A 13,510-nucleotide genomic window follows, 5' to 3' on the forward strand; every position below is an offset into this window, starting at 1 on the left:
AGCACATGCCCGAGGAGATCATCCGGACCCTGGCGGTCGACGGAGTGCGCTACAGCTACCGCGTCCTGCCGGGCGCCCACCCCGGCGAGCCCCCGGCCACCGAACCGGCGCTCATTCTCGGCGGCGCGCTCCAGGGCATGTTCGGCTGGCCCCAGATGGACGACCACCTGGGCCCGGCGACCGACGTGGTCACCGCCGACCTGCCCGGCATGGGCAGCGCCGACCCGCTCCCGCCCGGCCCCAGCGCCGATCTGCTGCGCCGGGCCGTGCTCGGCATCGCCGACGACCTCGGCGCGCCCCGGCTGAACGTCTTCGGCTTCTCCTACGGCACCGCCATCGCCTTCGGCTTCGCCCGCCGCCATCGGGAGCGGGTGGCACGCCTGGCGCTCGGCGGCGTCCCGGTGCACATCGACGCGGCCCAGGTCGCCTCCTGGGAGCGGGCGCGGCGGCAGCTGGCCGCCGGGGACCGCGAGGGGTTCGCCGCGACGGCCGCCGACGCGCTGATGTGTCTCGATCCCGAACGGCACGTACACCGCAGGGAGCTGGCCCGCCGCTATGTCCGTCGCTCCTTCCTGCACGCGCTCACCCACTCCCCGCACGCGGCGGACTCGCTGTACCGGGCGCTGGCCGACCGGCCCGACTACTCCGGCGGTCTCAGCGGCGTGCCGGCGCTGGTCTTCGCCGGGGAGCACGACACGGTGACGCCGCCCGCGCGGCAGCGGGAGTTCGCCACGACGATCGAGGGCAGCCGCTTCCTGACGATCGGGGAGTCCGACCACTGGGTGGTCCTGGAGCGGGCGGACGAAGTGGCCTCGCTGGTCTCCCGGTTCTTCACCGGCCGCGATCCCGTGGCCGACGGGGCCGCCGCCGTCACCCTGCCGCGCCAGGCGGGCGCCCCGGCTGGGCGGACCTGAGCGGGGTCCGGGCGGGGCGGACCCGACTCGGTCCGCCCCGCCGGGTGGGCGCCTCGGCCCCTCAGTGCCCCGGGCCGCCGACCTTGATCCGCACCACCTGCGGGTCGTGGTCGCTCGCCTGGTCGGCGAACTCGGCGTTGATGTGCACCACGTCGTAGTCGGGGCGCCGGATGCCGGGGCTCGTCAGGATGTGGTCCAGCGTCTGCGAGTTGCCGTCGAAGACATAGCTGTACCGCTCCGACGCGGGGAGCGTCGTGATCAGGGGCTGGAGCACCCTGCCCTTGGTCAGCGCCTTCACCGTCGGGGAGAACTCGAAGTCGTTGATGTCCCCGAGTGTGATGACCCGCGCGGACCTGTCGGCCTTCAGCAGTGAGGCGACGAAGGCGTTGACCTCGGCGGCCTGCTGGATCCGCTGGGTCTCCGAGGAACGCGTCGGCTCCTGGTAGCGGCCGTGCAGCGGCTGGTCGCCGCCCTTGGACGCGAAGTGGTTGCCGATGACGAAGACGGGCCTGCCCCGGAAGACGAACTCGCCCACCAGCGGCTTGCGGCTGTTCTCCCACGCCGGGCTCGCCGGGTTGATCCGGCCCGGGGACGCGGAGAGCTCGACGCCCTTCCAGGTGTCGATGGCGCGCACCGGTGTGGTGGCGTCGCCGCCCGCGCGGCCGGTGAAGGACACCCGCTCGGGGTTGTAGAGGAAGACGTTGCGGATGTTGCCGCCGGGCTGGCCGCCGTCCTTGTTGTTCTCGGGGGCGATGTAGCGCCAGGCGTAGCGCGGCCCGCCCTGCGCGACGATCGCGTCGGCGAACCGCTTCAGCGTCGCCTCGGAGCCCGTCGTGCCGTCGTTCACCGCGCCGTTGTCGTCCTGGATCTCCTCCAGCGAGAGGATGTCGGGGGAGGACAGGTTGACCGCGACACCCTCGGCCAGCGTGTCGAACTTGGTCTGGTCGTCGCGCGCGTCGAGGTTCTCCACGTTGTACGTGGCGACCGCCAGTTCGTTCTTCTTCTGCTTGCGGGTCACCTCGCGCCGCAGCCCGTTGTCGATCACCGTGCCCAGCTCGGTGGCCTGCACGTTGTAGCCGCCGTAGCTCGCGTAGTCGAGCACGCCGGTGGTGCGGCCCTTCAGCACGTCCCCGACGTTCGCCGTCGGCACCGGCCGCGCCGGGTCCAGCGACATCACCTTGAGGCGGCCGGTGTTCTGGTCCTCGTACGAGGCGTAGCGCGTGCCGCCGCGCCGGGTCGGGTTCTCCCCCGGCTTCACGGTCACCCAGATCTCGTCGTACGCGGTCGTCGCCCCGGTCACCCGGGTGTCGGCGATCTCGACCCGGGAGCCCTCCAGCGCCTCGTAGAGGTCCAGGGCGTACCGGGACGGGTCCAGGGGCAGTGCGTCGATCGCCCCGCCGCCCGCCGAGGGCACGTAACGGCCGGGCACCGAACGGGCGTCGAGGACGACCGGGGCGGGCAGCGCGTTGCCGGAGGACAGGACGGTGGTGCGGGGTGCGGTGATCTGGGTGAGGGACTGGGTGCCGGTGCCCGGGGAGTATTCGGCGACCTTGCCGCTGACCAGGACCGCGTCGCCGACCTTCACGGCCGGTGCGGTGGAGCCGGTGTAGACGAACAGGCCCTCGCCGGTGCGCGGGTCGCCGTCGGGGGCGGTGTCCTGGATCCAGAAGCCCCGCGAGCCGCCGGCCCGCACTCCGGTGACGACGCCCGGGACTCCGGTCACCGCCTCGCCGTCGAGCGGGGAGACCCGGGTGGTGCCCTGGATGTCGTGGATCCGTACGTCGCCGGGCTCGGTGGGGCCGGGCTCCTCCGGCTCCTGCCCGCCGCCGGACGTCTCGCCCTTGGCGTTCACCGGCGTCGGGGCGCCCGAGGAGAGGTCGGCGGCGTTGTCGTCGGTGTCGGCGAGCGAGGCGGCCCGTGCGACGGACGCGGTGGCCGACGCGCCGGGGACCGGGCCGCCGCCCTCGCGGACGACCGCCGAGCCGTAGCCGACCAGGTCGACGATCCGGGTGTCCGCCGCACAGTCCGCCGCCGACTTGCAGGTGAGCGGGGCCGTTCCGGAGACCAGGGCGACGGTGCCGCTTCCCGCCGCCATGGCGATCGTGCCGGTGGTGTCGGCGGTGGGAAGGGCGACGGTTCCGCCGGTGCCCGCGGCCTGGGCGACCAGGTAGCGGCCGCCGGGCGCGATCGACCCGGACAGCTCGGAGACCTGCCACCGGGAGCCCGCCGACGGGCTGCCCGGCAGGTACTGGACGCTGAGTCCGCCGACCTCGAAGGACGCGGAGCCGGCGTTGGCCAGCTCGACGAAGTCCCGGGTCAGCGTCGCGCCGGAGTTGCCCCCGCCGCCGTACACCTCGGAGATGACGGCGGTGGCGGACGGGGCCGCCTGGGCGGCGGGCAGGGCGGTCACCGCGAGAGCGGCGGCGACGGCGCCGGTCAGAAGAACGGAACCGGATCTGTGTATCTGCACGGGAGGTGCCCCCAACTGAGTAGTAGGGGCAAAAACTATGCGCGTAGAACGGGCATGACAAGGCGCTGGAGGTTAATTCCGGGCGTATCCCGGGTGAGCGCCACGGACCGGCGCCCGGAGCGGTCCGGGGGAGGACCGCACCGGGCGGGTCACGAGGGCGTCCGTCCCGTCCGATCGGCGGCGGCCGGGACGGCGGGGGTCACTGGCGGATGCGGTCGCGGATCCAGACCCCGGCCTCCTTCAGGACCCCGGTCCCCGCCCATGTGCCCCCGTCGCAGGTGCCGGTCTTGAAGACGGCGCCGGAACGGTGGTCGTCGGAGTAGTTCCAGTTGGTCCAGGAGATCTTCTTGCGCTTCATGAGATCGAGGTAGCGTTGCGACATGGTGAAGTCGTTGGCGCCCTCGCCCGAGTAGTTCTGCGTGCCGAACTCCGTGACGAACACGGGCAGTTTGTTCGACGCGCGGTCGAGCGCGCTCAGGTACTCCTCGCGGTGCGAGGCCGCGTAGAAGTGGAAGGTGTACATGATGTTGGAGGCGCGGACGGGGTTGTTCACGACCTCCGACTCGTCGGAGCCCTCGGACACCCCGAAGGAGGACCAGGCGCGTGTCCCGACCAGCACCACCGCGTCGGGGTCCTGGGCCCGGATCACCGGGATGATCTGCTCGGCGTACGACTTGATGCGCGACCAGCTCACCCCCGAGGGCTCGTTGGCGATCTCGTAGAGCACACCCGGATGGTTCCTGTACTTCTTCGCCATCGCGGTGAAGAAGGTCTTGGCCCGCGACAGGTTCGCGTTCGGGTCGCCCGGGGAGAGCATGTGCCAGTCGATGACCGCGTACATGCCGCGTGCGTGCGCCGCGTCGATGAACTTCTGCGCACGGGCGGTGAAGCCGGCCGGGTCGGTCTCGTACCCGCCCTCCTGTACGTAGGTGGAGACGCGCAGCACGTCGGCGCGCCAGTCCTGGGCCAGGGCGTTGAGCGATCCGTCCGTGACGCACTGGGCGTACCACTGGGTGCCGTGCGTGCTCATCCCGTTGAGGGCGACGGCCTGGCCGGAGTCGTTGCAGAGCTGACGGCCGCAGACGGAGAGCTGGCCGTTGGCGGCGAGCGGGGTGGCGGCGGTGGGGGAGACGGGGGCCGGTGCGGCTCCCGCCCGGACGGGAGCCATCAGTGCGGTGACGACACCGAGCGCGGACGCGGCGAGCAGGGCCTTGCGGGCCATCTTGCGGCGGCCCGTCGTGGGGGCGGAGTCGGTGGGGGGAGTGGTGCGCTGGTGCATGGTGGTGCTCCCTTCGGAGGGGGGTGGGAGACGCCATGTCGGCAGAACTGAAAGTAAAGCTTCCTTCCAATTGTCGTCAACAGCGTTGAGAAACTTTCCTGCGTATGAACACGCGTGGCGGAAGGGCCTGTTGGGGCCCTCCCGCCACGCTCCCGCCCTGGTGCGCCGGTATGTCCTTGTGTGCCGCCCGGCCCTCCCGGGCCGCTCAGCCCTGCGGCAGCGGGTAGACCGCCAGCGAGAACGAGTGGCCCGCCGGGTCCCCGTACACCCTCACGTCCCGGGGACCGCTGTTGCTGTCGCCGGTGTCGACGGGCCGGGCCCCCAGCCCGATCGCCTCCCGCTCGGCCTCGTCGATGTTCTCGGGGCCGACCAGGATCCGCAGGTGCGCCTGCTGCGAGTCCTCCGGGCGCGGCCAGCTCGGCGGGGCGTAGCCGTGGTCGCGGCGGATCGCCAGCCGGACGCCGTCGTTGCCGACGATCTCGACGAAATCGGGGTCGGAACCGATCCGTATCTCCGCGTCGAGCAGACCGGCGTAGAACTCGGCCAGCTCCCTGGGTTCGGCGCAGTCAAGGACGAGGACGCTCGTTTTCTCCACAGTCATGCGGGAACGAGTACCCCCGCCGGGCGCGGACACGCCGCACCGGGCCCGTCCGTGGATCCGGAATCCGGGCCCCCGGTGCGGACGCGTCCCGGAGGAGGAAACACCCCACGCGATCTAAGGTGCGAACCATGGTTCAGAGCGCGGCGCATCCCGGTCCGGCCGGGCGCGACGCCGCCCCCGGCGGCCCCGACCCCCGGCGTTGGCGGGCACTGGCCGTCTGTCTGGTGGCGGGCTTCATGACCCTGCTGGACGTCTCCATCGTCAACGTGGCGCTCCCCTCGATCCGGGAGGGACTGAACACCCCCGAGTCCGACCTCCAGTGGGTGCTCTCCGGCTACGCCCTCGCCTTCGGGCTCTTCCTCATCCCCGCCGGGCGCCTGGGCGACGCGCGGGGCCGCCGGGCGGTCTTCATGGCGGGACTCGCCCTCTTCACCCTGGCCTCCGCCGCCTGCGGGGCCGCCCAGTCCAGCCTGTGGCTGGTGATCGCCCGACTGGCTCAGGGCATCGCGGGCGGTCTGATCTCCCCGCAGATCTCCGCCCTGATCCAGCAGATGTTCTCCGGGCGCGAGCGCGGCCGGGCCTTCGGCATGTTCGGCACCGTCGTCGGCATCTCCACGGCCGTGGGCCCGCTGCTCGGCGGCGTGCTCATCCAGGCCGCCGGACCGGACCACGGCTGGCGCTGGGTCTTCTACGTCAACCTCCCGCTCGGCGCCGTCTGCCTCCTGCTCGCCCACCGGCTGCTCCCGGACACCCCGTCCGCCGGGCGGGTGAGGCCGCGCGACCTGGACCCGGTGGGCGTCGCCCTGCTCGGGGCCGGGGTGCTGGCGCTGCTGCTGCCGTTCGTCCAGGCCCAGCAGTGGCCCGGCAACGGCAAGTGGCTGCTGCTCGTCCTGGCCGGGGCCCTGCTCGCCGCGTTCGTGGCCTGGGAGTCGCGGTGCACGGGCGGACCCACCCACCCGGTCCTGGACCTGTCGCTCTTCCGGCTGCGTTCCTACTGGCTGGGCTGCCTGCTGATCCTGCTCTACTTCGCCGGGTTCACCTCGATCTTCTTCGTGACGACCCTCTACCTCCAGTCCGGCCTGGGCTACTCCGCCCTCCAGGCCGGACTCGCCATCACCCCCTTCGCCCTCGGTTCCGGCGTCGCCGCGTCCATCGGCGGCCGGCTCGTCGGCCGCTTCGGCCGCCCCCTCGTGGTGGCGGGTCTGGCCATGGTCGCGCTGGGCCTCGCCGGCACCGCCCTCGCCGTCCACCTGGTCCCCGGCACCGGTGCGGGCTGGGCGATGGCCGCCCCGCTGCTCCTCGCCGGCCTGGGCAGCGGCCTGGTCATCGCCCCCAACCAGACCCTGACCCTCGCGGAGGTCCCGGTGAACCGGGCCGGCAGCGCCGGGGGCACCCTCCAGACCGGCCAGCGGGTCGGCTCCGCGATCGGGATCGCCGCCGTCGGCGCGGTCTTCTTCGCCCAGGTCGGCCCGGACGGCTGGGCCGACGCCTACGACCACGGGCTCATCGTGTCCGTCGCCTTCGTGCTGGCCGCGCTGATCGTGGCGCTGGCCGACGTCGGAGCCGACCGACGGGGCAGACGACGTACAGCACGCGGACCGAGCGACGCATCGAGGAGCACGGTATGAACGACACGACAGCGGCCAGCGCCGGTAGCGACGGCAACACCTCCTACGGCCACAAACCGTTCAAGCGGTCCAAGAGCCACTTCGCCGACCGGATCACCGCCGACGGCCGCGACGGCTGGCCCGTGGAGCCGGGCCGCTACCGGCTCGTCGTCAGCCGCGCCTGCCCCTGGGCGAGCCGCGCCCTGGTCTCCCGGCGGCTCCTCGGCCTGGAGGACGCCCTCCCGCTCGCCGTCGCCGACCCGATCCAGGACGACCGCAGCTGGCGCTTCACCCTCGACCCCGGAGGCAAGGACCCGGTGCTCGGCATCCGCTACCTCAGCGAGGCCTACGACGCCCGGGAGGACGACTATCCCGGCGGTGTCAGCGTGCCCGCGATCGTGGACGTACCGAGCGGGCAGCTGGTCACCAACGACTACCAGCGGATCACGCTCGACCTCGCCACCGAATGGACCGCGCTGCACCGGCCCGGCGCCCCCGACCTCTACCCCGCACCGCTGCGCGACGAGATCGACGAGGTCATGGAGGGCATCTACCGGGACGTCAACAACGGCGTCTACCGCGCGGGGTTCGCCAGCTCCCAGGAGGAGTACGAGGAGGCGTACGCCGCCCTCTTCGCCCGCCTCGACCAGGTCTCCGACCGCCTCACCGACCGCCGCTACCTGGTCGGCGACACCATCACCGAGGCCGACATCCGGCTCTTCACCACCCTGGTCCGCTTCGACGCCGTCTACCACGGCCACTTCAAGTGCAACCGGAACAAGCTGACCGAGGACCCCGTCCTGTGGGGCTACGTCCGCGACCTCTACCAGACACCCGGCTTCGGCGACACGGTCGACTTCGACCACATCAAGCGGCACTACTACCAGGTCCACACCGGCATCAACCCCACCGGCATCGTCCCCGTCGGCCCCGACCTCTCCGGCTGGACCGCCCCGCACCACCGCGAACAGCTCGGCGGCCGCCCCTTCGGCGACGGCACACCCCCGGGCCCCGTGCCCCCGGGCGAGCGGGTCACCCCCGTGCCCGCCGCCTGACCGGGGCGCCCGGGCCCGGTGGGCGTGACGTGCGCCCGCCGGCCCTTGCGGACCGTAGCTGTCCGCAAGGGTCGATAGCGTACGGACCATGGCAGCGAAGACGCACCGCACCGCCGCACACCCCACCGTCCTCTCCACCCGCGCGCTGAACCGGGCGACCCTGGACCGCCAGCTCCTGTTGCGCCGGTCGGCGATGTCCGCGAAGGACGCGGTCGCCCATCTCCTCGGGCTCCAGGCCCAGAACACCAAGCCGCCGTACTTCCAGCTGTACGCCCGGCTCGCGGACTTCGACCCCGCGGAGCTGTCCGCCCTGATGGAGTCCCGCGAGGTGGTCCGGATCGTCACCCTGCGCTCCACCCTCCACTCCCACACGGCGGACGACGCGCTCACCCTGCGCCCCCTCGTGCAGGCGGCGCGCGAGCGGGAGCTGAAGAACTTCCGGCGCGGGCTGGAGGGCGTGGACCTGGACCGGCTCGCGGCGGTGGCCGAGAAGTCGGTCGTGGAGCGGCCCCGCCCGGTCGGGGAACTGCGGGAGGAACTCCTCGCGCACTGGCCGGACGCCGACCCCCGCGCGCTCACCACCGCCGCCCGCTGCCTGCTGCCCCTGGTCCAGGTCACCCCGCGCGGACTGTGGGGACGCGGTGGACAGGTCGCCCTGACCACCGTGGAGCACTGGCTGGGACGGCCTGCCGAACCCGCCCCCGCCCCCGACGCCACCGTGCTGCGCTACCTCGGCGCGTTCGGCCCCGCCTCGGTGATGGACTTCCAGGCATGGGCGGGACTGACCCGCACGAAGGAGGTCTTCGAACGGCTCAGGCCCCGGCTGCTCACCTTCCGGGACGAGAAGGGCGTCGAGCTCTTCGACCTTCCGGACGCCCCGCGCCCCGACCCCGGCACTCCGGCCCCGCCGCGCTTCCTGCCCGAGTTCGACAACCTCCTCCTCGGCCACGCCGACCGCACCCGCGTGATCGCCCCGGTGAACAAGGGGCGCAACGGGGTCGGCAACCAGGCGTACGGGTCCGTGCTGGTCGACGGGTTCTTCGACGCGGTCTGGCGCGTGGAACGGGAGGGCGGCACCGCGATCCTGACCGTCCAGCCGCTCCGGCGCCTCGCCCGCGACGAGCGCGCCGGGATCACCGAGGAGGCGGCGCGGATGCTGACCGTGATGACGGACGCGACGGACCACCACATCCGGTTCGGCACGTTCCTGGACTACGGGGACTGAGGGCGGCCTGCCGTCCGGATCACGCCGGCCTCGCGGGGCCCGGCGGCCCGATCCGGACGAGCGACCCTGGCCTCCCGGAACCCCCGGGTCAGGGCAGCAGCCCCGCCCGGCGGGCCGCCACCACGGCCTCCAGCCTCGTGTGCGCCCCCAGCTTCCGCATCGCGGACCGCAGATACCCCTTCACGGTCTCCGGCCGCAGCCCCAGCCGCTCGGCCGCCGCCGCGTTCGTCGCGCCCGCCGCCACACACGCCACCACGTCCACCTCGCGCGGCGCGAGGCGGACCTCCCGGGCGGCGGGCGCCTTGGCCCCCGCCGCCGAGGCCAGCCGCCCGCAGACGTCCAGGAGTTCGTCGCGCAGGGCCGGGGCGAGGACCCTCGGGACCAGCGCGCGCAGTTCGCGGTGGGCCTCGCGCACGTCCTCCCAGGCACCGGGCACCGCGTCCGGATCGGTCACCTGCTCCCGGCCCGCGACCAGCAGCCGCCGCGCCTCGTCCCGTACCGCGAGCGACTGCTCCACGTCACGGGCCGCCGCCACCACCGCGTCGAACGTCCGGTCGCCCAGCGTCACCGGCGTGCGCAGCGCCCCGTACAGCACCCCCCGCACCGCGCGCCGTACGACGACGGGCACCGCGACGACCGAGCGCAGCCCCTCCGCCGCCACCGCCGCGTCGTACTCGTGGCTGATGTGGCGGGAGGAGGCGTAGTCCGTCACCGCACAGGGCCGGGACAGCGCGATGGCCTTGCCGCCCAGTCCGCTCCCGGCGGAGATGACGAGGCCCCGCAGCGCACTGGTGTGCGCCCCGTTCAGCTCGGCGATCCGCGCATGGCGCGCGTCGGACAGCAGGCCGCCGAAGACCACGGGAAGCCCGCTCGTGCGGCGCAGCCTCAACAGCGCTGTCTGCATCTCGACCGCATCGACCGGTTCCGGCACTCCGACGCCCTTCCGCCCGGCCCGTGCCGCTCCCCCGGACGGGGGACCGGACCACCCCCGTCCGGGGGTGGTGAGACCTGGGTCACTGTTTACATGATGTCAGGTGACCGGTCCGTATCGAGGAGGGCACATGTCGGCAACCAGCGCTACCGAGACGTTCCGGGCCGCCCGGGACTTCCTGCTGGAGCATCGCGAGGACTACGAGCGGGCCTACGCGGGCTTCCGCTGGCCCCGGACCGAGCACTTCAACTGGGCCCTGGACTGGTTCGACGTCATCGCCGAGAACAACGACCGCACCGCCCTGCACATCGTGGAGGAGGACGGCCGGCGCACCGAGGTGTCCTTCGCGGCGATGTCCGAACGCTCCGGCCGCGCCGCCAACTGGCTGAAGGAACAGGGCGTGCGGGAGGGCGACCGTGTCCTCGTCATGCTCGGCAACCAGGTCGAGCTGTGGGAGACCGCCCTCGCCGCGATGAAGCTGCGCGCCGTCGTCATTCCCGCCACCCCGCTCCTCGGCCCCGCCGACCTGCGCGACCGGGTGGAGCGCGGCCGGGTGCGCCATGTGCTGGTGCGCGACGCGGACACCACGAAGTTCGACGAGGTCCCCGGGGACTACACCCGGATCGCGGTGGGCGAGGAGGTGGCGGGCTGGCTGCCGTACGCGGGAGTGGCCGAGGCGTCCGCCGTGTTCACACCCGGCCGGGAGACGGACGCGGACGAGCCGCTGATGCTCTACTTCACCTCCGGCACCACCGCCAGCCCCAAGCTGGTCGAGCACACCCATGTGTCCTACCCCGTGGGCCACTTGTCGACGATGTACTGGATCGGGCTCAGGCCGGGCGACGTCCATCTGAACATCTCCTCGCCCGGCTGGGCCAAGCACGCCTGGTCGAACCTCTTCGCCCCGTGGACCGCCGAGGCCACCGTCTTCATCTTCAACTACACCCGCTTCGACGCGGGCCGGCTGATGGCCGAGATGGACCGCTCGGGCGTCACGAGTTTCTGTGCCCCGCCCACCGTGTGGCGCATGCTCATCCAGGCCGACCTGAGCCAGTTGAAGGTCCCGCCGCGTGAGGTCGTCGCGGCCGGTGAGCCGCTGAACCCGGAGGTCATCGAGACGGTCCGGCGGGAGTGGGGCGTCACCATCCGGGACGGGTTCGGCCAGACGGAGACCGCCGTCCAGGTCGCCAACACCCCCGGTCAGCGCCTCAAGACCGGCTCCATGGGCCGTCCGAGTCCCGGCTTCACCGTCGAACTGCTCGATCCGGTCACCGGCCGGCCCGGGGCGGCCGAGGGCGAGATCTCCCTCGATCTGGCCGGCCGACCCGTCGGCCTGATGACCGGCTACCACGGCGACCCCGACCGCACCGCCGAGGCGATGGCGGGCGGCTACTACCGCACCGGGGACATCGGCGCCCGCGACGCGGACGGCTACATCACCTATGTGGGCCGCGCCGACGACGTGTTCAAGGCATCCGACTACAAGATCTCGCCGTTCGAGCTGGAGAGCGCCCTGCTGGAGCACGAGGCGGTCGCCGAGGCCGCCGTCGTGCCCGCCCCCGATCCGCTGCGCCTCGCCGTCCCGAAGGCGTACGTCGTGCTCGCGGAGGGCTGGGAGCCGGGGCCGGACACCGCGAAGGTCCTCTTCGAGCACTCCAGGGCGGTCCTCGCCCCGTACAAACGCATCCGCAGGCTGGAGTTCGCGGACCTGCCCAAGACCGTGTCGGGCAAGATCCGCCGCATCGAGCTGCGTGAGCGCACCGCCCTGGGCTCCGCCGCCGAGTTCGCCGAGGGGGACCTCTCGTGAGCGGCCTGTCCTACGCGCACGGCGTCGGCGACACCGCGCTGCTCGGCGACACCATCGGCCGCAACCTCGACCGGACCGTCGCGGCGCACGGCGACCGCGAGGCACTCATCGACGTGGCCTCGGGCCGACGCTGGACGTACACCGAATTCGCCGGGGACGTCGACACGTTGGCGCGCGCCCTGATGGCCTCGGGGGTGGCCAAGGGCGACCGGGTCGGCATCTGGGCGGTCAACTGCCCCGAGTGGGTGCTCGTCCAGTACGCCACGGCCCGGATCGGGGCCGTCATGGTCACCATCAACCCCGCCTACCGCGCCCATGAGGTGGAGTTCGTCCTCAAGCAGGCCGGTATCTCGCTGCTCGTCGCCTCCCTCTCCCACCGCACCAGCGACTACCGCGCCCTGGTCGAACAGGTTCGCGCCGACTGCCCCGGCCTGCGCGCCGTCCACTACATCGGCGACCCGTCCTGGGACGAGCTGACCGCCGCCGCGCCCGCCGTCACCCGGGAGCAACTGGCCGCCCGCGAGGCGGAGCTGTCGTGCGACGACCCGATCAACATCCAGTACACCTCGGGCACCACGGGCTTCCCCAAAGGGGCGACGCTCTCCCACCACAACATCCTCAACAACGGGTATTTCGTCGGGGAGACGATCGCGTACACCCAGGAGGACCGGATCTGTCTGCCGGTGCCCTTCTACCATTGCTTCGGCATGGTGATGGGCAACCTCGCCGGTACCTCGCACGGCGCCTGCATCGTGATTCCGGGCCCGTCCTTCGAGCCCGCCGCCGTGCTGGCCGCCGTTCAGCAGGAGCGCTGCACCTCCCTGTACGGCGTGCCCACCATGTTCATCGCCGAGCTGGATCTGCCGGAGTTCGCGGCGTACGACCTCTCCTCGCTGCGCACCGGGATCATGGCCGGATCCCCCTGCCCGGCCGAGGTGATGAAGCGGGTCGTCGCCGAGATGCACATGGCCGAGGTGTCCATCTGCTACGGGATGACGGAGACGTCCCCGGTCTCCACCCAGACCCGCCGCGACGACGACCTGGAGCGCCGCACCGGCACGGTGGGCCGCGTGCTGCCGCACATCGAGGTCAAGGTCGTCGACCCGGCCACCGGCGTCACGCTGCCGCGCGGCAGCGCCGGCGAGCTGCGCACCCGCGGCTACAGCGTGATGCTCGGCTACTGGGACCAGCCCGATCGCACCGCCGAAGTCGTCGACGCCGGGCGGTGGATGCGCACGGGGGACCTCGCGGTGATGCGCGAGGACGGATACGTCCAGGTCGTCGGCCGGATCAAGGACATGATCATCCGGGGCGGCGAGAACGTGTACCCACGGGAGATCGAGGAGTTCCTGTACGGCCATCCGAAGGTCGCCGACGTCCAGGTGGTCGGGGTGCCGGACGAGCGCTACGGGGAGGAGATCCTGGCCTGCGTCATCCCCCGGAACCCCGCCGACCCGCCCACCCTGGAGGAGATCGCCGCGTACTGCCGGGAGCGGCTCGCGCACTACAAGATCCCGCGCAGGCTGCGGATCCTGGAGACCTTCCCGATGACGGTGAGCGGAAAGGTCCGCAAGATCGAACTGCGCGAGGCGTACGCGGACTGAGCGGGAGGAGCGGGGGG

The 13,510-nt window shown here is 72.5% G+C and carries 10 protein-coding genes; 6 read left to right on the plus strand and 4 right to left on the minus strand.

What is annotated here, in order from left to right; translation table 11 throughout:
- Positions 1–5: 5 nt before the first annotated feature.
- Positions 6–914: an alpha/beta fold hydrolase gene (locus PSQ21_RS30140; RefSeq protein WP_274034458.1), complete on the plus strand. Its 909-nt coding sequence runs from the start codon at positions 6–8 to the stop codon at positions 912–914.
- A gap of 61 nt (positions 915–975) precedes the next feature.
- Here the strand turns inward: PSQ21_RS30140 and PSQ21_RS30145 are convergent, their stop codons facing one another.
- The 3 genes from PSQ21_RS30145 to PSQ21_RS30155 all read right to left on the minus strand — a co-directional run bounded on the left by PSQ21_RS30145 (position 976) and on the right by PSQ21_RS30155 (position 5,264).
- Positions 976–3,384 carry an endonuclease/exonuclease/phosphatase family protein gene (locus PSQ21_RS30145; protein ID WP_274034459.1) on the minus strand — a complete coding sequence of 803 codons (2,409 nt, stop codon included), beginning with the start codon at positions 3,382–3,384 and terminating at the stop codon, positions 976–978.
- Positions 3,385–3,583: 199 nt separating this feature from the next.
- Complete coding sequence (locus PSQ21_RS30150; RefSeq protein WP_274034460.1) at positions 3,584–4,663, minus strand: glycoside hydrolase family 5 protein; 1,080 nt, start codon at positions 4,661–4,663, stop codon at positions 3,584–3,586.
- Between the two features lie 205 nt (positions 4,664–4,868).
- Complete coding sequence (locus tag PSQ21_RS30155) at positions 4,869–5,264, minus strand: VOC family protein (protein ID WP_274034461.1); 396 nt, start codon at positions 5,262–5,264, stop codon at positions 4,869–4,871.
- Between the two features lie 128 nt (positions 5,265–5,392).
- Here PSQ21_RS30155 and PSQ21_RS30160 point away from each other — a divergent pair, with 128 nt between their 5' ends.
- From PSQ21_RS30160 to PSQ21_RS30170, 3 genes are all read left to right on the plus strand, one after another.
- Complete coding sequence (locus PSQ21_RS30160) at positions 5,393–6,892, plus strand: MFS transporter (protein ID WP_274034462.1); 1,500 nt, start codon at positions 5,393–5,395, stop codon at positions 6,890–6,892.
- Positions 6,889–7,926, plus strand: a complete 1,038-nt coding sequence (locus PSQ21_RS30165; RefSeq protein WP_274034463.1) for a glutathione S-transferase family protein — start codon at positions 6,889–6,891, stop codon at positions 7,924–7,926. The genes PSQ21_RS30160 and PSQ21_RS30165 overlap by 4 nt, the downstream gene beginning before the upstream one ends.
- An 88-nt stretch (positions 7,927–8,014) precedes the next feature.
- The gene (locus PSQ21_RS30170; RefSeq protein ID WP_274034464.1) at positions 8,015–9,151 is read left to right on the plus strand and encodes a winged helix DNA-binding domain-containing protein; all 1,137 of its coding nucleotides are present in this window, start codon (positions 8,015–8,017) and stop codon (positions 9,149–9,151) included.
- An 88-nt stretch (positions 9,152–9,239) separates the two neighbouring features.
- Here the strand turns inward: PSQ21_RS30170 and PSQ21_RS30175 are convergent, their stop codons facing one another.
- Complete coding sequence (locus PSQ21_RS30175; protein ID WP_274034465.1) at positions 9,240–10,082, minus strand: helix-turn-helix transcriptional regulator; 843 nt, start codon at positions 10,080–10,082, stop codon at positions 9,240–9,242.
- 130 nt (positions 10,083–10,212) lie between these two features.
- Between PSQ21_RS30175 and PSQ21_RS30180 the strand changes: the two genes are divergently transcribed.
- Together PSQ21_RS30180 and PSQ21_RS30185 are read left to right on the plus strand one after the other, a co-directional pair.
- Complete coding sequence (locus PSQ21_RS30180; protein ID WP_274034466.1) at positions 10,213–11,889, plus strand: AMP-binding protein; 1,677 nt, start codon at positions 10,213–10,215, stop codon at positions 11,887–11,889.
- A complete protein-coding gene (locus tag PSQ21_RS30185) occupies positions 11,886–13,493 on the plus strand; it encodes an AMP-binding protein (protein ID WP_274034467.1) in 1,608 nt (535 codons plus the stop codon). Before PSQ21_RS30180 ends, PSQ21_RS30185 begins: the two co-directional genes overlap by 4 nt.
- Positions 13,494–13,510 lie beyond the last annotated feature (17 nt).

Origin of the sequence: Streptomyces sp. MMBL 11-1 (assembly GCF_028622875.1) — a bacterium.
Classification (GTDB): domain Bacteria; phylum Actinomycetota; class Actinomycetes; order Streptomycetales; family Streptomycetaceae; genus Streptomyces.